Source organism: Burkholderia catarinensis (assembly GCF_001883705.2).
GTDB lineage: Bacteria > Pseudomonadota > Gammaproteobacteria > Burkholderiales > Burkholderiaceae > Burkholderia > Burkholderia catarinensis.
On sequence record NZ_MDEQ02000005.1, the window covers coordinates 333,651 to 353,546 of the forward strand.

General features: G+C 64.7%; 17 protein-coding genes. 9 read left to right on the forward strand and 8 right to left on the reverse strand.

What is annotated here, in order from left to right; translation table 11 throughout:
• The first annotated feature begins 307 nt into the window (after positions 1–307).
• The gene (locus tag BFF94_RS10650; RefSeq protein WP_128843175.1) at positions 308–745 is read left to right on the forward strand and encodes a helix-turn-helix domain-containing protein; all 438 of its coding nucleotides are present in this window, start codon (positions 308–310) and stop codon (positions 743–745) included.
• Here the strand turns inward: BFF94_RS10650 and BFF94_RS10655 are convergent.
• Entirely contained in the window at positions 735–1,712 is a 978-nt protein-coding gene (locus tag BFF94_RS10655; RefSeq protein ID WP_128843174.1) for a quinone oxidoreductase family protein, read from the reverse strand. The genes BFF94_RS10650 and BFF94_RS10655 overlap by 11 nt on opposite strands.
• 397 nt (positions 1,713–2,109) lie before the next feature.
• Here BFF94_RS10655 and BFF94_RS10660 point away from each other — a divergent pair, with 397 nt between their 5' ends.
• A complete protein-coding gene (locus BFF94_RS10660) occupies positions 2,110–3,018 on the forward strand; it encodes a LysR family transcriptional regulator (RefSeq protein WP_128843173.1) in 909 nt (302 codons plus the stop codon).
• Between the two features lie 292 nt (positions 3,019–3,310).
• Here BFF94_RS10660 and BFF94_RS10665 read toward each other — a convergent pair whose 3' ends face one another.
• Positions 3,311–3,478: a hypothetical protein gene (locus tag BFF94_RS10665; RefSeq protein WP_158061941.1), complete on the reverse strand. Its 168-nt coding sequence runs from the start codon at positions 3,476–3,478 to the stop codon at positions 3,311–3,313.
• 166 nt (positions 3,479–3,644) lie between these two features.
• On the opposite strand from BFF94_RS10665, the gene BFF94_RS10670 reads away from it, so the two are divergent.
• Positions 3,645–5,519: an amidohydrolase gene (locus BFF94_RS10670; RefSeq protein ID WP_219139306.1), complete on the forward strand. Its 1,875-nt coding sequence runs from the start codon at positions 3,645–3,647 to the stop codon at positions 5,517–5,519.
• A 194-nt stretch (positions 5,520–5,713) separates the two neighbouring features.
• On the opposite strand, the gene BFF94_RS10675 is transcribed toward BFF94_RS10670, so the two are convergent.
• From BFF94_RS10675 to BFF94_RS10685, 3 genes are all read right to left on the reverse strand, one after another.
• On the reverse strand, positions 5,714–7,177 hold the full coding sequence (locus BFF94_RS10675; RefSeq protein WP_128848098.1) for a mechanosensitive ion channel family protein: 1,464 nt from the start codon (positions 7,175–7,177) through the stop codon (positions 5,714–5,716).
• 60 nt (positions 7,178–7,237) lie between these two features.
• Positions 7,238–7,651, reverse strand: coding sequence for a DoxX family protein (locus BFF94_RS10680; protein WP_128848095.1), 414 nt, complete (start codon positions 7,649–7,651; stop codon positions 7,238–7,240).
• 239 nt (positions 7,652–7,890) lie between these two features.
• Positions 7,891–9,714, reverse strand: coding sequence for an ATP-binding protein (locus BFF94_RS10685; protein WP_128848092.1), 1,824 nt, complete (start codon positions 9,712–9,714; stop codon positions 7,891–7,893).
• Positions 9,715–10,373: 659 nt separating this feature from the next.
• Between BFF94_RS10685 and BFF94_RS10690 the strand changes: the two genes are divergently transcribed.
• Complete coding sequence (locus BFF94_RS10690) at positions 10,374–11,015, forward strand: HD domain-containing protein (RefSeq protein WP_128848090.1); 642 nt, start codon at positions 10,374–10,376, stop codon at positions 11,013–11,015.
• 17 nt (positions 11,016–11,032) lie between these two features.
• Here the strand turns inward: BFF94_RS10690 and BFF94_RS10695 are convergent, their stop codons facing one another.
• Entirely contained in the window at positions 11,033–11,854 is an 822-nt protein-coding gene (locus BFF94_RS10695; protein ID WP_128848087.1) for an alpha/beta fold hydrolase, read from the reverse strand.
• Positions 11,855–11,911: 57 nt separating this feature from the next.
• Positions 11,912–12,337, reverse strand: coding sequence for a DUF3331 domain-containing protein (locus tag BFF94_RS10700; RefSeq protein ID WP_128848085.1), 426 nt, complete (start codon positions 12,335–12,337; stop codon positions 11,912–11,914).
• Between the two features lie 382 nt (positions 12,338–12,719).
• Between BFF94_RS10700 and BFF94_RS10705 the strand changes: the two genes are divergently transcribed.
• The gene (locus BFF94_RS10705; protein ID WP_201260444.1) at positions 12,720–13,703 is read left to right on the forward strand and encodes an alpha/beta fold hydrolase; all 984 of its coding nucleotides are present in this window, start codon (positions 12,720–12,722) and stop codon (positions 13,701–13,703) included.
• A gap of 187 nt (positions 13,704–13,890) precedes the next feature.
• Here BFF94_RS10705 and BFF94_RS10710 read toward each other — a convergent pair whose 3' ends face one another.
• Positions 13,891–15,474, reverse strand: coding sequence for an MFS transporter (locus BFF94_RS10710; RefSeq protein ID WP_246637268.1), 1,584 nt, complete (start codon positions 15,472–15,474; stop codon positions 13,891–13,893).
• Between the two features lie 59 nt (positions 15,475–15,533).
• Here BFF94_RS10710 and BFF94_RS10715 point away from each other — a divergent pair, with 59 nt between their 5' ends.
• The 4 genes from BFF94_RS10715 to BFF94_RS10730 all read left to right on the forward strand — a co-directional run bounded on the left by BFF94_RS10715 (position 15,534) and on the right by BFF94_RS10730 (position 19,865).
• Positions 15,534–16,556, forward strand: a complete 1,023-nt coding sequence (locus BFF94_RS10715) for an HlyD family secretion protein (RefSeq protein ID WP_372454178.1) — start codon at positions 15,534–15,536, stop codon at positions 16,554–16,556.
• On the forward strand, positions 16,553–17,965 hold the full coding sequence (locus BFF94_RS10720; RefSeq protein ID WP_128848074.1) for an efflux transporter outer membrane subunit: 1,413 nt from the start codon (positions 16,553–16,555) through the stop codon (positions 17,963–17,965). Before BFF94_RS10715 ends, BFF94_RS10720 begins: the two co-directional genes overlap by 4 nt.
• Positions 17,966–18,151: 186 nt before the next feature.
• Positions 18,152–18,637 (forward strand): VOC family protein, encoded by a 486-nt coding sequence (locus tag BFF94_RS10725; protein ID WP_128848072.1) that lies wholly within the window; start codon positions 18,152–18,154, stop codon positions 18,635–18,637.
• A 1-nt stretch (position 18,638) separates the two neighbouring features.
• Entirely contained in the window at positions 18,639–19,865 is a 1,227-nt protein-coding gene (locus BFF94_RS10730; RefSeq protein ID WP_128848069.1) for an FAD binding domain-containing protein, read from the forward strand.
• Positions 19,866–19,896 lie beyond the last annotated feature (31 nt).

The following is a 19,896-nucleotide window of genomic DNA, read 5'->3' on the forward strand; positions in this document are numbered from 1 at the left end:
CAAAGAAGCACCCCGGCGCCCTATCGGGCGTTCCATCGGCTACGCAGCACGCACGTGTGCTTCCCCTGGCGTCGGCAGCATCCTCCGGCATGACGGCATCGCTCGCCGCACGCGGTACCCCACCCGTTCCCCCGGCGCCACTCGCGCCGAACGCGTAGTGCTCACATACCTGAGGAAACCGGCCATGATTCTTGATTTTAATTCAAATATGTCTTGACTTCGGATGTATGTAAATCGGCCCTCCCGTGAGGCAGACTGCCTCCGCACCGGTACGAGACACGCCCCGACGAACGGAGGACAATGAAAAATGACGGCAGAGCAAACCGAAGCTGACACCGCTGCAGTACGCAAAGCGAAGGCAACCCCCTGGCTTTCCAGTGCTCTACAGGTTTTGGCATCCGATTTGACGGCCGAACTTTCAATGGCGGATATCGCTGCCGTCGTCAATCTCTCGAAGACACATTTTTTTTCTTCATTCAGGCGATGCATCGGGCAAACGCCTCATCAATGGAGACTGAAAGTGCGCATTGCCGCCGCGCAAGCCGACCTCATCGAACTTCCCCTGTGCATGGCTGAAATTGCACAAAAATACGGCTTCAGCGATCAGGCCCATTTCACGCGATCTTTCCGGCAAATCGTCGGAGAAACGCCGGGTTCCTGGCGGATCAAAAACAGGCAGGATCGGTTCGGTGCAGCGGCAAACAGCACCGGCCCGGCATTGAAACCAGCCATGTTCATGGCTTGAGCACGACACGTCGGACCGCACCGCGATACACGGTCTGATAGGCACGCGCCGCGTCGCAGAGATCGAACAGACCGTTTTCGTCGACCGGATACGGTTTCAGCGCACCGCGCTCGAACGCGGGCAGCAACTTGTCCAGGATGGCTGCCCCCTTGCGCGCCACGACAGCGAGCGCATCGACCCCGACATAGGTATGCTGACCGCGCTGAAAGTGGAAGATATCGAACGGTACCGACTGCCGAATCGCCGAAGTGAAAATCTGCTTGCCGCCCACCGCCATCGCACGATTCGCACGTTCGAAATACGCGCCACCGACCGGGTTGAACACGATGTCCGCGCCATGCCCATTCGTCATGTCGAGTAGGAGCTCGTCGAAGTTGCTCGACGACGCGTCGATTGTCGCCATCTTGCTGCTCGCGTGACCGACATACGGCCGCGCGTGGCGTACGGCGCCGATCGTCATTGCGCTTGACATCGTGGCGAGCTGAACGGCGGCCTGCCCGACTTCGCTGTTTGCGCCGAGCACCAGCACGATGTCGCGCTTCCTCACTCCGCCTGCACGCCAGAATCCTTCGAATGCGGTAACGAACGGCAAGCCGACCGAACCCGCCTCGTCCATCGTCAGGCTAACCGGTTTCTCGCGCACGCTGCATGTCGGCACGGCAAGGTAACGCGCATGCGTGCCATCGCGCCTGATGCCGAGCTCGCCGCCACTGCCCCATACGGCTTTTCCGAGCAGTGCGGGCGGGCCGTCGATCACGCGGCCGGCGTAGTCGCGCCCCGGTATGCGCGGCCAGGCCGCGTTCGCCACGAAATCCAGCATCGACTTCACGTCGCTCGGATTAACCGCGGCGCTGACGACTTCAATCACACATTCGGCGTCGCTCCGCGGAGGAACAGGCTGCTCGTCAATCCGCAGCGCCAGCGAATCGATATCGCTGCCCCTCTCCAGGATGCGGACGCTTTTCATAGAGTTGTCTCCTCCGGACAGTCCGGGATGTACGTTGTGATCCGACCGCCTGCCGAATGGAATTCATACTGAAGCCCTCGATGGATCTCTCCCGTCAGCAGGCCAAACACGGCTGCATCATGAGTTGCCCACGTGCCGGTGCGGCATCGTGTCGACATGCTAGGCGAGCGCCGGTCGAATGTCCTGAACGGCCTCTGAATTTCCCTGACCCGGCGGCGGCAATCCGGTGGTTCCCGTGGCCCGACGCGCGACACGGCCCGATTCGTGCCGGCCGCCACGGACATGACAGCACCGATTCCGAAATTCACGACTGAAAACTTCTCGAGCGCATGGGAGAATGGCGGCGCGTGACGATAGCAAGACCCTCCGACGTACTCCCCACTCTCTGGATTCCACGATGAAGCTGTCATTCGATGCACTCGAGGCGCTGGACGCAATCGACCGCACCGGTACGTTCGCCGAGGCAGCCGAACTCCTGCACCGCGTGCCATCCGCGCTGACCTATCTGGTACAGAAACTCGAAAGCGATCTCGACATCATCCTGTTCGATCGCAGTGGCAGGCGCGCGAAGCTCACGCATGCCGGTCGCGTCGTCGTCGAGGAAGGTCGCCGGCTGCTACGCGCTGCCGAACAGCTCGAATTGAAGGCACGGCGCGTACAGGAAGGATGGGAAACGGAACTCCGCATCTGCGTCGACGAGATCCTGCCGTTCGAAGCGCTCTGGCCTTACGTGCACGCGTTCTACGGGCTCAATATGGACACGCGGCTGCGCCTGTCGACCGAAGTACTCGGTGGCACGTGGGACGCACTGATCTCGCGCCGCGCGGATCTCGTCGTCGGCGCGGCCGGTGAACCGCCGATCCTGCCGAACATCATTACGCGCCCGATCGGCATGCTGAAACACGTATTTGCCGTTGCGCCCGATCATCCGTTGGCCGACCTGCCGGAGCCGCTGTCGATGACGTCGGTGATCCAGCACCGGGGCGCGGTGATCAGCGATACGTCGCGAGAAGCTCAACCGCGCTCCGTCGCGATTGACGCGGGCCAACCCTATCTGGCGGTGCCGACCCTTGCGGCGAAGCTGGCTGCGCAGTGCGAAGGGCTCGCGGTCGGCACGCTGCCCGAGTGCATCGCTGCGCACGCAATCGCGAGCGGCAAGCTTGTCGCGCGCAACGTAACCGGCATGCGTGACGTCACCGCGTGCTATCTCGCATGGCGCGACGACGAAGCGGGACGCGCGCTGGACTGGTGGGTCGAGCAGCTCGACCGTCCGGACCTGGTCGGACGCTTCACCGCCCTGATTTGACCTTGTCGCCGGCGAACGAGCCGAACCCGTTCCGAACGGACGGCGCGATGTGCGCCGCTCGCGCGAATTCGGCGCGCAGCCGTTCAAGTCCGGCGACGAGCCACCGCGCGCCTGTGGCCTCGGCGCAATCATGACGATGTCGGCCGCGCCCTCGTCGTTCCGGCAACGCGTATAGCAATCGAACCCGCAGCAAGCAAGCCACGTCGAGCGTCCAGAACGCGTCGCCCGAGTCTGCAAGACCTCCGTACCCTGCGCCTCCATGCCGGCCACGCCGGCGATCCGGGCCACCGGATCAATCAAAGGCTCGCAGTTGTCGAACCGGATCGGCATGCGCCGCCTGGAACGGATGTGCCGCCGGCATTCCGAACATTTCCCGATTGATGCTCGCGCGCGCCAGCAGGGATGGCTCGAAACCCGATGAACCGCGTTTCGCACAGCGCTCGCGCCGCGGCAGCTGCATGCGACCGCTCGGCCATCGAACGAGACGAAGCGAAGCGTTCAGAAGATTTCAGGCGCGACCCATGACATTAATTGCCTGCAGGTCTAACGTGGGCCACGACGCCGGCATGCAGGCACGCCGGCACGCCATCACGGCTCGTCACACGAGCATTCAACGGAAGCGGACGATGACAACCCAGACGAACGACGCGGCAAAAGCAGACACGATCTTTTTCAACGGCAAGATTGCAACGCAGGACGACAAACGTTCCTTCGTCACCGCGCTCGCGGTGAAGGACGGCCGGATTCTCGCCGCCGGCAACGAACACGAAGTCATGCGGCATGCGCGCGACGGTACGCCGCGCATCGACCTGAACGGCCGCACGGTGATCCCGGGCCTGAACGATTCGCATCTTCACGTGATTCGCGGCGGCTTGAACTTCAACATGGAGCTGCGCTGGGACGGCGTGCCGTCGCTCGCCGACGCACTCGACATGCTGCGCCGCCAGGTCGCGCGCACGCCCGCACCGCAATGGGTGCGCGTCATCGGCGGCTGGAACGAACTGCAGTTCGCCGAAAAGCGCGGCCCGACGCTCGCCGAGATCAACGCGATCGCCCCCGACACGCCGGTCTTCATCCTGCACCTGTACGACAGCGCGCTGCTGAATGCTGCCGCGTTGCGCGCAGCCGGCTATACGAAAGACACGCCCGACCCGGTCGGTGGCGAGATCCAGCGCGATCGCCACGGCAATCCGACCGGGATGCTGATCGCCCGTCCGAATGCCGGCATCCTGTACTCGACGCTCGCGAAAGGTCCGAAGCTCGGCTACGAGGACCAGAAGAATTCGACGCGGCACTTCATGCGCGAGCTGAACCGCCTCGGCATCACGAGCGCGATCGACGCGGGCGGCGGCTTCCAGGCGTATCCCGACGACTATGCGGTGATCATGGAACTCGCGAAGCGCGGCGAACTGACGATGCGCATCGCCTACAACCTGTTCACGCAGAACGCAAAGCATGAAATCGAAGACTTCGCCAAGTGGGTGAAGATGACGAAGCCCGGCGACGGCGACGAATTCCTGCGCGTGAACGGCGCGGGCGAAATGCTGGTGTTCTCGGCCGCCGACTTCGAGGATTTCCTCGAGCCGCGTCCCGATCTGCCGGCCTCGCTCGAGGAAGAACTCACCGGCGTCGTGCGACTGCTGGTGCAGAACCGCTGGCCGTTCCGGCTGCACGCGACCTACGACGAGTCGATCAGCCGTTTCCTGAACGTGTTCGAGGCGGTCAATCGCGAGGTTCCGTTCAACGGGCTGCGCTGGTTCTTCGACCATTGCGAAACGATCTCGGAAGCGAACATCGCACGTATCGCCGCACTCGGCGGCGGGATCGCGGTACAGCACCGGATGGCCTACCAGGGCGAATACTTCATCTCGCGCTACGGTGCCGAAGCCGCTGCCCGCACGCCGCCGATCCAGGCGATGCTCGCGGCCGGCCTGCCGGTCGGTGCGGGAACCGACGCGACGCGCGTCGCGAGTTTCAATCCGTTCGTGTCGCTCTACTGGATGGTGTCGGGACGCACGGTCGGCGGCACCGCGCTGTATCCGGAGCGCAACCGGCTCGACCGGATGGAGGCACTGCGCCGCTACACGGTCGGCAGCGCGTGGTTCTCGAGCGAGGACGATCGCAAGGGGGCGCTGGTGCCGGGCCAGTACGCGGATTTCGCCGCGTTGACGGACGACTACTTCACGATCGACGAAACGGAGATCAAGTACCTGTCGTCGGTGCTGACGGTCGTCAACGGCAAGGTCGTGCATGCGGACGATGAGTTCGCACCGCTGGCACCGCCGGCGTTGCCGGTCAGCCCCGAGTGGTCGCCGGTCGCCGAATTTGGCGGTTACAGCCGCTACCGTCCGGTCGCGTCGGCTCGCGCGTGCGTCGACGGCTGCGTGAATCTGTGCGGCGTGCACGGACACGGACACATGTTCGCCTGGCACAACAACGTGCCCGTGAGCGACGACAAGGGCTTCTGGGGCGCGCTCGGCTGCAGCTGCTTCGCGTTCTGATCCAGCGCGGCCTTCGCGCGTTCGACACGCTCCCCGTCGCCGGGCCGGATCACCGGTCCGACCCGGCCCGGCGACGGGAGTGCCGATGCAGCGGCCCACCGCCAGGTGTCGCACGCGATGACGTGCTATGACGTGCTGCTGCACCGCGACGCACTCACGCGTCGTTCGGAAACATCCCGGAAGCCGCGCCCATGTCAGCGGATCGCCTGATGGAAGAGCCGCATTTCCTTTTCGAGCCAGGCGACGAGACTGAACGAAGCACCCTCCTTTGCCGCCGGCGGAATCATCAGCCGTTCTTCCGTTGCGATGTGCTCGGTGAGCGACTGGCACATCAGCTTGCCGAGTTCGGGCGTCCTGCCGATCAGCGGCGACAATGCATTGCTATCCAGCTGGTAGACCCTGACCGGCGTCATCGCGTAAGCCGTGGCATGGAGCTTCGTCCCGGCCAGTACGACGGACTGGCCGATCGCGTCGCCGGGCGCCATGCGCCTGACCTCGACGTTGCCTGCGCTACCGGGCACCACCACCGAAACGACGCCGGCTTCGAGCAGGGTCAGCGTCCGGGTATCGGCATTCGACGCATAGACCACGTCCCCCTTGCTGAAACGGTGCTGAGTCAGCGCGTCGGCAAGTACCGCGAGATCCGCGTCGTCGAGATTCGAGAACAGCTCGACCGCGCGCAGCAGGCGCTGCCGGTGCGATACCGACGGTCGAGCGACGAGCGGCGCCGCAAGCGGGCGCAACACGACGTCCGCCGCGGACAGGTGACGATGGACGAGATCATAGAGCTGGTTGCGCACGGACGTCTTTTTCTGAATCGCGTCGACATAGCAGATGAGCTCGTACTCGACTGAACTGGTCCGGAATGCCCGGACCGACGAGATGGGCGCGGGGTTCGCCAGCACGTCCTGCGACGTCGCGGCAGCGCGTTCGAGTGCATCGAGCACGACGGAGGGCCTGACTTCGGGGTCGATTTCGAGCACGAGCGTCACGCCGTGCGTGCTCGCCGGTTCGCTCAGGTTGACGATCGTCGCCTTGGCCGCAGCGCTGTTCGGCACGACGACCAGATTGCCGAGACCGTTGATCAATTTGGTCGCACGCCAGTTGCTCTCGATGACCCGCCCTTCCAGATCGCCGATGGCAACGGTGTCATTCAGGCGAAACGGCCGCGTGGTGTTGAGCACCAGGCCGGAAAACACGTCGTTCAGCGTGTTCTGGATGGCCAGGCCCAGTATCACGGCCATCGCACCGGAGGTGGCCATCAGACCGCTCAGGGGCAGGCCGAGCACATACCCCAGCGCCGCGATCCCTGCGGCGCCGAAGATCGCGCCGGCCGCGATGTCGTGAAAGAGCCGCTGCGTGCGCCACGATCGTGGCAGCAGCAGATGATCGAGCATCAGGCTGATGACGATCGCGCATTGCAGCCACCACGCGACGCAAATCGCCTGAATCGCGAGGCGCACGGGCAGTTCCTGCGCGACGGGAACGGCAACGGGGCTGACGCCGTTCGTGAACAGCACGTAGGTCAACGCCGCAAATGCGGTACACCGCCAGATCGTTCTGCCGATGGAACTGCCGCGCCCCAGCAAGCGCCACGCGACGACATCCGCCATGACGATGGGGGCACCGTAGAGCACTGCGTGAGAGAAAGTCAGCATGTTGGGCCGGTGCTGATGCAGGAATGGCAATCGGAGCGCATGCCGCCAATACCGCCTCGCCTAATCGCGGCGGCGGACGATGGCTGTCAGCGAATAACGGCCGGCACCTGCAATCGCGATCGTGCCGAACAGGATCAGCAGCATCCACGCGAACTGTGCTTCCCGAACGGGCCAGTCCGGATGGACGAACACCAGCGCGATCATCGTGACGATCATGATCGGCAGCGCGGCGAGGCGCGACCACAGGCCGACGATCATGAAGATCGGGCAGACGACTTCCGCGAATATCGCAAACAGGATGGACACCGTCCTGCCTATATGGAACGGATCCTCGATCGCCGCGGCTTCGGCCGCGTAATGTACGACTTTCGGTATGCCGTGAACGATCAGCACGAGCACGCTCGCGCCGACGCGCAGAAACAGCAAGCCGAGATCGGTCGCCTGGCCGAAACGGCTGGACTGAACGGTATTCATGATGTGCCTGATCGATCGACGATCCGAATGATTGTCCAGGGCGCAAGCCCTGCGCTCTCGCCAGCCGACGACCGGATTCCGGTTGCGTCGTGCGATCTCCAAGCCTCTACTGTAGGGTCGGGCTTGACGAATGTCCTGTCTGCCGCCTGAAATGTTCTTAATTCCGGCCGGAACAGGACCACCGTCCTTGCGACGATCCGGCGCCTCCCGATGGCATGCCGTGCAGGGCTCGACGTCGGCTATTCGTGGCCGCCCCCGCGGCTGTCGTCGCTGACTTCGAGCCCCAGAGCGTGGACGTCCGACCAAGCGTCGTGCGTGTCCTGATTCGGACCGGCGGTGTGCGCCAGCGCCGCCGCATAGGCGGCAAGCAATCTCACTCGGGTATCGGCCGAAATCGACGCCAGTTCCGGATCCTGCGTCGCATCGAGTGCGGCACGTGCCCGCTCGCGACATTCGTCGACCAGCGACAGGTCGAACAGGCACGGCACGGCGACAGCAGCAAGTGCAACGCCGATTCGCCGGTCGCCGCGTGGCGAAAATGCCCAATCGAGCGCAGCACGCAGATTGCCGAGCTCGCAGTGCACCGCGTCGAGACGGGTCAGCGGCCGGCCATCCGCTCCTCCGGCCGGCGCCTGCTTGAACAAGGTCAGGAAATAGTGTGCGTGGGCCAGCGCAGCGGCCTGGCATTCGCCATTGTTCTGGAGCTGTTGCAGCGCATACGCACGTGTGGTCGCGAGCAGGCGGTAGCGCGGCCCGCCGCTCGTATTTTCGAAGATGACGAGCGATTTCGACACGAGCCCGGCAATCGCATCGAGCAAGTCCAGGTCGGGCAGGTCTTCGGCATCGATGATGTCGCGAACGGCCTCGAGCGAGAAGCTGTCCCGAAACACACCTAGCCGGCGGAGCAGCAGGCGCTCCGCGTCGTCGAGCAGCCGATAGCTCCAGTCGTACATCGCCCGAAGCGTCTGGTGGCGCGGCAACGCGGTCCGGAACCCACCGGTCAGGAGCCGAAAATGGTCGTCGAGATTCGCGGCGAGCACTTCGAGGCCCAATACGGCTGCACGAGCCGCGGCAAGCTCGATCGCGAGCGGCAAGCCGTCGAGGTGACGACAGATCGACGCCGTCAGCGACAGGCTATGCGGATCGAGCGGAAAGCGCGGATCGGAGGCACGGGCGCGGGCGACGAACAGTTGCACCGAACTCGCATTCATGATGCCGCCGCACTCTTCGTCCTCGCTCGGCACATCGAGCGGCGGAATCGGGCGCAGTCGTTCTCCGTTGACGCGCAACGCCTCTCGACTGGTCGCCAGGACCGATATCCCTGCATTCGCGGCGGTCAACGCTTCGGCGATCTGCGCGCACGCCTCGATCAGGTGCTCGCAATTGTCGAGCACGACGAGCGACCGACGCCCTGCCAAGCGCGCGACCACGGTCTCGATCGTCAGCGATCCGGCAGCCTGCACGATGCCCAGCGCCGCGGCGAGCGTGTCGAGCACGAAACGCGGATCCGACACCGCCGCGAGTGAAACGAGCACAACGCCGTCAGGAAAACGTGCCGCTGCCTCGGCAGCGGCCTCGATCGCAACGCGCGTTTTACCGATCCCTCCCGCGCCGACGAGCGTAACCACGCGAGCACCATCAAGGGCGGCCAGTACATCGGCAACCGTGTGTTGTCGCCCGATCAACGCGTTCGGTGCGGTCGCGGCACGCAAGGACAACGCGTTTTCGCCGTGGACGGCCGGCGACACGGACGGCGCGACCTGCAAATCGTCGTCGCAGCCGCCGACGAGACGATAGCCGCGCCCGGGGACGGTCACGATCAGGTTGCGGTCGCCGGCGAGCGCCTTGCGCAGCGCGGCAATATGCACCTGAAGATTGTTTTCCTCGACCACCGTATGCGGCCAGACGCGCTGCATGATCTCGTTTTTCGATATCAATGCGCCGTCTGCCCGAATCAGCAGCTCGAGAATCTCGAATGCGCGACTACCGATGCGTACCGGTTTGCCATTCGAGCGAATTTCACGCCTGTCGAGGAAGACGTGAAGCGTTCCAATGCGAATCATGAGGGAGCGTAGTACTGATGCGATATATGGCGTCCGGCGCGAGGACCAGCACCGGTTCGGGCCAATGCTACGTCATTTTCCAAGCCCAATGATTTAAATAATCAGAAGCTATATGTCTGATTTTTTGAAGCGATTCCCCTATTGGGTCAACTGCTCGATTCCCCCGCGTGTCAAGCTTCGCGTCAGCACGTCTTATACGACGAAATTCAAAAGAAACTTTTACATATAAATTCCCGCCGAATCATCGACACGTCATTTTCGGCATGTTTCGAAGCAAATACCCGACAAGCAAATGAGCGGCTCGATGGTGCAATCTCGGGCGCAATCGCGGATGCAGGGAACCGACCCGCAAGACGTCGATCCGGCGTGTAGTCGTAGTACGCGCGTCGGTACCTGCCCGATCCCCTGCCTTTCAGAACGTTTCAGCCTCGGCTCAGGACATTCGGTCCACGATAGCGCGACGATCCAGGGTAACGACAGCGCGTAGACGCGCCACCATCGTCTCCTATCGCCTGCGGGATTTCACGAGAATCGCACATGACGACCATCACGAATGTCACAACCATCGCCAAACGCCGGCTCCGTTCCCGGCACATTGCGGCATCCGGCGATGCGCAACCTTTCGAAGCCGTCATGTCCGTGTCGTGAGGGACACATTCATGGACAACCGTATTGCCGGCGTCCGGATTCCGGACGGCCCGGTCGCTCGGGCAGCCGTCGCGACCGTGCTCGCCGAGATGCCAGAGATTTTGTATCGACATGCGATGCGCGTGTTCTTGTTCGCGTCGATCATCGGCCTGCGCCGCAAGCTCGTTTTCGACAGCGAACTGCTTTACGTCGCCGCGCTGTTCCATGACATGGGATTGACCGAGCGCTACCGGCATTCGCGCAAGCGTTTCGAGGTGGACGGAGCGAATGCCGTGCATACGTTTCTCGACGAAAGCGGCGTCTCGCCCGAGCATACCGCCGATGCCTGGCACGCGATTGCACTGCATACGACGCCCGGCATTCACCCGCACATGACGCCGCTGACGGCACTGCTCGGCGCCGGCGTCGAGACCGACTTGATGGGCCTGCACTTCCACGAAATCAGCCGCGCCGAGCGTGACGAGATCCTGCAAGCGTGGCCGCGCGGCGCAGGCTTCAAGGAACTGATCCTCGAAGCGCTTTCAAATGGCATTGCCGAACGCCCCGCGACGGCGTTCGGCAATGTATGCGCCGACGTGCTCGAGCGCTTCGACCCGAACTACTGCCGCACGAATTTCTGCGGCCTCGTGCTCGGCTCGAGCTGGAAGGACTGAAGCGCGCCGGCGCGCACTCATTCCCGCACGAAGGCCAGCAGATCATCGTTCAACCGATCTGCATGCGTCAGATAAAGGGCATGCGGGGCGCCCTCGTACACCTTCAGCGTCGCGTTTGGCACCCGCTTCGCCGCGGCGGCACCTGTCAGCGCGAGCGGCACGGTCTGGTCGTCGTCGCCGTGAATCACGAGCGTCGGTACGTCGAACCTGTCGAGGTCTGCCCGGAAATCCGTCTCCGAGAACGCGCGCACGCAGTCGAGCATCCCCTTCAGTCCAGCCTGCGACGCCATGATCGTCGTCCAGTCTAGCGCCGCCTGCGAGATCGTCGTGCCGGGACGATTCGAGCCCGTGAATAGCGGCCAGAATCCCTCGCAGAATGCCGCGCGATCGGCCGAGATACCCGCCCGGATACCGTCGAATACGGCGACATCGACGCCTTCCGGATGATCGTCGCGTCGCACGATCAATGGCGTGACGGAACCCAGCAGCACCGCCTTTGCGACACGCTTCGTGCCGTGCCGGCCGATGTAGCGCGCCACCTCGCCGCCGCCCATCGAAAAGCCGACGAGCGTCACATCGTGCAGGTCAAGCGCCTCGATCAAGTCCGCCAGATCGTCGGCGAGCGTGTCGTAGTCGTAGCCGCTCCACGGCTGATCGGAACGGCCGAACCCGCGGCGATCGTACGCAATGCATCGAAAGCCCTGCAGCGCCAGGTGGTGCATCTGCACATCCCACATGTCGGCACTCAGCGGCCAACCGTGAATGAAGACGACCGGGCGGCCGGCACCCCAGTCCTTGTAGTACATCGAAACACCGTCGCGAGTCTTGAACGTGCTCATGATTGTTTCCTGCGAATGACACATGAAAAGGTCGATCGACTGCGTGCGCACCACGTGTCACGCAAGCTCCATGCGGACGATGAAGCGCTCCATTTCGACGGCGAGAATCATCTCCGCACTGTTCGCCGGGCGTCGCTCCCCACGCCACTGCGGCTTGTAGATCGCATCGCCGGTATGAATGGCCTGCCCGGTCAGCGCACAGTTGCCGCTTCTGCGGCACTTCGCGCTGATCCACCGCTGCTCGTCGTATCGGCAGCGGGTCGGGTCGCTCCACGACACGAGCACCGAGGAATCGGTCTGCCGCTCGGCCGTGACGATGGACGATCGACGTCGCAGGCTCCCGCTCGACGGCACCGGGCCAGCATCGCGATGAGGTCGCGAAATACCGCCCGCCCCCCGGCCGGACGTGATCATCCGGAATCCCGCAGCGGGGGGGGCGCCAAGCAGCGTAATCATCTGTTCCCAACGATTGAATTCGTCCATGGCTGCAAGTCCTGGCAAATGATGCGGGTCCCGACGCAACGCCGGCATCGCCCCCAAACGGGAGTCGACGCCGCAACGGCTCGGGACGCGTCGAGAATGACGATAGCGCGAACCCACTGAAGAGTCTTGACGCCGCGCTTAAATTTCCTTGCATCGCGAACGGCACGCGCCAGCCCGGGACCGTTCAAAACAATTCAGCCCGATTTCAGTACGTGCCGCCCGGCTGGAAGGTAGGCTCCCTTCCGTGTTCGCCGGCATCACGCGTCACCCACGCATCACGGCGCGCGCCTGCCGGTCGTCGGCCGGTATCACTGCCGTACGACGGGCAGCCACAACAATCATTCGACGCGGCACCGTTCAGCCGCACGCACAAGGAGTCCCGATGCGTTCCGCATCCACTGATGCCGTTCCCTCGACCCGGCGACGCGAGATGCTGCTCGCCGGCGCTACCGCCGTTGCCGCTGCAGCACTTCCGAGCGCGGCGGCCAATGCCGCCGCGACGAAACACGTCACTGCCTCTTCTGCCCATCATGGAGCCCACGCGATGAACACGATCACCACGAAAGACGGCACGCAGATCTACTACAAGGACTGGGGCACCGGCCGTCCGGTCGTGTTTTCCCACGGCTGGCCGTTGTGCTCCGATGCGTGGGATCCCCAGATGCTCTTTCTCGTGCAGCACGGCTACCGCGTGATCGCGCATGACCGTCGCGGGCACGGCCGGTCGAGCCAGCCGTCGCAAGGCAACGACATGGACACCTATGCCGACGACCTCGCCGCGTTGATCGAGGCGATCGACCTGCGCGAGGCGACGCTGGTCGGCCATTCGACGGGGGGCGGCGAAGTGGCGCACTACATCGGCCGGCACGGCACGAAGCGTGTCGCAAAGGCGGTGCTGATCGGTGCGGTGCCGCCGCAAATGGTCAAGTCGCCCACCAATCCCGGCGGCCTGCCGATGGACGTGTTCGACGGCATCCGCAAGAACGTCGCCGAGAACCGGTCGCAGTTCTACAAGGATCTGGCCGTCCCGTTCTTCGGCTTCAACCGGCCGAATGCGAAGGTGTCGCAAGGCACGATCGACGCATTCTGGGCGCAGGGCATGATGGGCGGCGCCTACGGTCAGTACCTGTGCGTGAAGGAATTCTCGGAGGTCGACTATACGGAAGACCTGAAGAAGATCGACGTGCCGACGCTGATCCTGCACGGCGACGACGACCAGATCGTGCCGATCGACGATTCGGGCCGGTTGTCGGCAAAGATCGTGAAGCACGCGCAGCTCAAGGTGATCGAAGGCGGAGCGCACGGCATGTGCGTGGTCGACGCCGATCGGATCAACGCAGAGCTGCTCGCCTTCCTGAAGGCGTAAGCGCCCGCATCGAGCGCCGGATCAGCCGGCCCGGCGCTCGAACCGGCGCACCTCGGCGGCGCCCTGATTGCGCGCGCCGGCGTCGCTTTCCCGAAATTTCAGGAAAATTCAGGTCACCGCGATTCCCTTTCAAACGCCGACCGCCAATATCGACGGCGCGATTCGCGCCACGCCACCGCGCCGGCACTCATGCCGGACGCGGCGAGCGAAGCACCAGCCCGATCAGCGCACCCACGAGCGCGCACGCCATGGCCAGCCGGAAATTGTCGGCGAGCGCGAGCGTCGTCGCCTGCACGCGTACCGCTCGGTCGAGCAGCGCATAGGCGCCGGCATCGCCGGTCGCGAACGTCGCCCCATGCGCGACCAGCGACGCCGCGCCAGCCTGCAATCGCTCGAGCGTGGCCGGATCGGACATCGACACATGCAGACCGACGAGATTCGAATGGGTTGCTTCCATGACGCGCTGGACTACCGAGATCGACGTGGTGCCGAGTTGCCCGCTGAGCAAGCGGGTCGTTTGTACGACCGCACCGAACGTCAGCGCGTACTCGGCCGTCACGTGCTTGCCGAAGAAGAACACGACCGACGTGAGTGCCATGGTCTGCCCGAGCGCCTGGATCAGTTGCGACGGGATGAAATCGGGCTCGGCCCAGACGGACGTCAGGCGCGAGCCCAGCGCGAACGCAATCGCGATCATCACGAAACCGATCACGATCAGCCGCCGCGGATCGAATCGCTGCAGCAGCAGCGCGACGCAGGGGGCGAACAGCAACTGCGGCATGGCGATCCAGCGCAGCGTGTCGCCGATCTGCAGCGGACGCAACCCGTAGACGTTCGCGAGAAAGGCCGACGGAATGAAGCTCGTGTTGAGCACCGTGAAGCGCACGAGGCCGACGAGCAGGATCAGCAGCGCCACGTTCGGCCGCAGGAGATAGCCGAGATCCAGGCCCGCCTGCCTCGACGCGAGTTCGTGAATCAGGAAAGCCGCGATCATCAGGATACCCGCGCAAAACAGCGCGACGATCAGCGGCGACTGGAGCCAAAACAACCGTTCGCCCTGATCGAGCGCAATGCACAGGCACGTGAACCCGCCGGCGCCGAGCAGCATGCCGCGATAGTCGGTGCCGGACGCGAAGCGCTTGATCGGTTCGTCGGACAACGACATCAGCAGGCAGATGATGAACGGGAGGGTCAACAGTGCGTTCTGCCAGAACAGCCAGCGCCAGCTCAAATGCTCGCTGTACCAGCCTTCGAGCGTGGCCGACAGGTTCAGCGACATCTCGAGATTCATCGCGTACGCCGCGATGCCGAATGGAATGAGGCGCGGCGGAAGCGTACGGACGACAAAACCGACCGTCAGCGGCACGAACACGCCGGACGAGAGTCCCGCAATGCACTGGCAAATCATGAACGAGCCGAAGCCCCGGCAAAGCGGCAGAATGCTCTCCGCGGCGAGGAACACGACGGCGCCTGCCAGCAGCACGCGGCGCGTCCCGAACACGAAAGCGGCCGCGATCGCGAGCGGGCCGATGAACATCTGCGACGCGATAAACGCGGTATTGATCCACGCCCCGTCGTCGAAACCGATGCCGAGCGCACCGCGCACATCGGCCAGCCCGAGCGACGTGATGCGCGACGTGAGCGTCGCGATCATTGCGCCGAGCAACACGGCGACAATCGCCGCGATGGCGCGGAGCGGCGGCACATCCGTGGCTGGCGCCGCGCCGCCCGAAACGAGCATCGTGTTCATTATCGAACGACTCCCATGCATGAAAGTCGCGCAAGCATAACGCGATGTTCCGAAACCCGTCTGTTCGATGGAGTGCCCCGATCGTGACCCCGACGCCCCCGAATCAACCCTCACCGACCCCACCCAGGCGCTGGTTGCCGATCGCGCTGATCGCCGTATTCGCGGCCACGCTCGCGACCGTGCTGATCTACGAGTTCCAGGTACGCGATCTCAGCACGGACGACGCGTACGTCACCGGCCACCTGCACGTGATTTCGCCGCGCGTGACCGGCACGATCGAGCGCGTACTGGTGAACGACAACCAGTTCGTGCATGCGGGAGATCCGCTCGTCCTGCTCGACACGCGCGACTTCGACGTGCGCGTTGCGCTGCAGCGCTCGCGGGTCGCGCAAGCCCAGTCCGATACGAGCCGGGCCCAGGCGCTGCTCGAACAGGCCGGCGCGGCACTGGTTTCCGCACATGCCGACGCCGAGCGGGCCGAGCTCGACTACGCACGTGCCAGCGAGCTGACGCGGGAAACGCCAAGGGGATTGTCGAAACAGGAGTTCGATGCGGCCGACGCGGCGCGCAAGTCTGCACGCGCCCGCGTCGTCGCGGCGCAAGCCCAGCAACGCAGCGCACTGGCCGCGACCACGGCGGCCGATGCCGTGTCGCGGCAGAACGACACGGAACTGCACGATGCGCTGCTGCAGCTCGGCTACACGACGGTCATCGCGCCGTCGGACGGCCGGGTCGGCAAAAAGACCGTCGAGACCGGCGAGCATGTCGCACCGGGCCAGGCGCTGCTCACGATCGTCGAACCGCATCCGTGGATCGTCGCGAACTTTCGCGAAACCCAGCTCAAACACGTACGCGTCGGCGACAAGGTGCAGCTGCATTTCGATGCGCTGCCCGACGTGGCCTATCAAGGGCACGTCGACAGCCTGTCGCCGGCCACGGGTTCCCAGTTCGCGCTGCTGCCGCCCGACAACGCGACCGGCAATTTCACGAAAGTCACGCAGCGGGTGCCGGTCAAGATCCTGCTGGACAATGCGGCCGCCACCGAACCGCGTATCCGGCCCGGGTTGTCGGTCGTCGTCACGCTGCAACGCGAGCCATCATGAAGTGCGCCCCGCTCCTGATCGTGCTGTGCGGCTTGACCGCATGCACGATCGCCCCTCAGCCGATCGCGCCGGTGCCGGTCGGGCAGGATGCCTTTCGTCATGCGGACGCGCTTGCAGCGCGTCCCGCCCCGTTAGCCGGATGGCCGTCGCTGTTCGGCGACCCGGGGCTCGAAGCGCTGGTGGATGCGGCACTCGCGCACAACCACGAAATTCGCGCCGCCGTCGCACGCATCGACCAGGCGCAGGCGCTGCTGGGTGTGCGCGAGGCCGCGCTGCTGCCGACGGTCGGAATCGATCCGTCGTTCAGCCGCGCCCGTGTGTCGGGTACCGTCGACAACGCATTGCCGAAGCGCACGATGCATAACTGGTCGATGCCGGTGAATGCCAGTTACGAAATCGACCTGTGGGGGCGCCTGCGCGGCGACACGGCGATCGGCAAACAAAGCGTGCTGCAGGCGGTCGCGGAGCGCGACACGATCCGTCTGCGCGTCGCGACGGAAGTCGCGAGCGATTATCTGACACTCCATTACGTCGACGAGGATCTTGCCGCCCTGGCCAGCGCGATCGACCTGCGACGCACTGCGCTCGACGTGATCGCATCGCGTGTCCGGGCCGGCGCGGCGAGCGATCTCGACGCATTGCGCGCGGCCGCCGATCTCGATACCGCCCGAGCCGATCATGCGGAAAGCGTGCGACTGCGCGAGAATCTCGTCGACGCAATCGCCGTCCTGACCGGCGCGTCTCCGACGACGATCGACATCGCGCCCGCATCGGCCGCCCTTCGCGTGCCGGACATACCGGCCGGCCTGCCCTCGACGCTGCTCAACCATCGCCCCGACGTCTTTGCCGCGGAACGCCGGGTCGATATCGCGTCGCTGCAACTGGGCATCGCGCATACCGCGTGGCTGCCGACCCTGACGCTGACCGCGCAAGGCGGCTTCGCCAGCCGCGATCTGCACACGTTCCTCGATCGCAACAGTTCGCTGTGGAGTCTCGGGCTCAGCGTCGCCGAAACCGTTTTCGACGGCGGCAAACGCGATGCTGCGGTGGCCGCGGCTCAAGCTGGTGTCGTTGCCGCGAATGCGAACTATCGCGAGGTCGCCATCGGCGCATTACGCGAGGTGCAGGACGCGCTCAACGACATCGTCGCGCAGAAGGAGCGGATCGTGCGCTTCGACAGCGCAACCCGCGCGACCGATGCCGCGGCACGGCTATCGCTGAGCCGATATGCGCACGGCTACGTGAGTTATCTCGAGGTGATCGACGCCGATCGGGACGCACTCAATACGCGGCGTCAGCTGATTCACAGCCGCCAGGCGTATGCGATCGCGACCGTCAGCCTGGTCCGCGCGCTGGGCGGCGGCTGGACTGCAGCCGCGTCGCCGCTCGACGCGGGCCGCGTAAATTGACGTTAATTCGGAATCGCTCGACGACGAATCCGAGCCCGTCCGGGCGCATCGCCGCATCCGGCGCCGGACGGTCCGCCCCCCGTTTCGAGGGTTAACACCGCGCTTCCCACCCTTGCCGCCGCGTCCGTTTCCGCTACAATTTATCGAACGATAACTTATCTTTCGATAAATAGCGAGGCGCACCTGATGCCTGTCACCCGACTTGCCCACTACTCGATACGTACGCTCGATCTCGAGAAATCATGCCGGTTCTACGAACGCGTCCTCGGCTTCAGGCGCGGCTACCGGCCGCCGTTCGATTTTCCCGGCGCATGGCTCTACAAGGGCGACGACGAAGCCGATTTCGGAACCGTTCACATCATCGGCATCGACCCGGACAACCCCGAGGGCCTCGCCGCCTATCTCGGCGACAAGGACCTGCCGGCGGCCGGCACCGGCACGGTCGACCACATCGCGTTCCTGGCGACCGGCGTCGAGGCGATGTGGCGCACGCTGCGCGCCGAGCACATCGCATGGCGCGATCGCACCGTGCCGAGCCTCGGACTGCACCAGGTCTTCATCGAGGATCCGTCCGGCGTCACGATCGAACTCAATTACCCGGCCGCGGAGGTTGCTCACCTGAGCGCCCCTGAAGCAGCAGCGGCGCGCGGCATCGAAAAACAGGAAGGCTGACATGCACACCCGCACTTCGACGAACCGGAAAGCCGCCATCATCGGCGGTTCGCTGGGCGGACTCTTTGCCGCCAATCTCCTGCTGCGCAACGGCTGGGACGTGGACGTCTTCGAACGCGTTCCCGAAGAACTGTCCGGCCGCGGCGCGGGCATCGTCACCCACCCCGAGTTGTTCGAAGTGCTGCTCGCCGCGGGCGTTCGCATCGACGAATCGATCGGCGTGAAAGTCGAATCGCGCATCACGCTCGCGCAGGATGGCTCGGTCGCCTCCGAGCGCCGTTTGCCGCAGACGCTGACCGCGTGGAGCAAGATGTATCACGTACTGCGTTCCGCACTGCCGAGCCAGCACTATCACGCCGGCGCGATCGTCACCGATGTAACCGACGGGCCGCAGCGCGCCGCAGTCACGCTGTCCGACGGCTCGGTCGTGCATGCCGACCTGGTCATCGCCGCGGACGGATTCCGTTCGGCGGTGCGCGAGAAGCTGCTGCCGGAAGCCGGTCTGCAGTATGCGGGTTACGTGGCATGGCGCGGCCTCGTCGACGAAGCCGATCTGTCGGCGGCGACGCACGCGGCGCTCTTCGAGCATTTCGCGTTCGGCCTGCCGCCTCGCGAACAAATCCTCGGCTACCCCGTCGCGGGCCAGGGCAACAGCACGAAGCGCGGCGAGCGGCGCTACAACTTCGTGTGGTATCGGGCCACCAGCGCCGATACCGACCTGCCGAACCTGTTGACCGACGCCACCGGCAAGCAATGGAACGGCGGCATCCCGCCCGCGCTGATCCGGCGCGACGTGCTCGCCGACGTCGAAGAGGCCGCGGACGCACTGCTCGCGCCGCAGTTCGCCGAGGTCGTGTCGCGGGCAAACCAGCCGCTGTTCCAGCCGATCTACGATCTCGAAGTTCCACGGATGGCGTTCGGCCGGATCGCACTGCTCGGCGACGCCGCGTTCGTGGCGCGTCCGCACTGCGGGATGGGCGTCACCAAGGCAGCCGGCGATGCGATGGCACTCGTGTCGGCGCTCGCGACACGCAGCGACACGCTCGACGCGCTATCGGAATACAGCGAAGTGCGCACGCAATTCGGAACGGCCATTGTCCGGCATGCGCGCCACCTCGGCGCTTACATGCAGGCGCAACTCAAGAACGACACCGAGCGCGAGATGGCCGAGCGCTACCGGACGCCGGAAGTCGTCATGCGCGAAACCGCCGTTCCGCCCAGCTTCTGATCGCGCCCCGGGGAGTGCCGGCCGTCGCTCC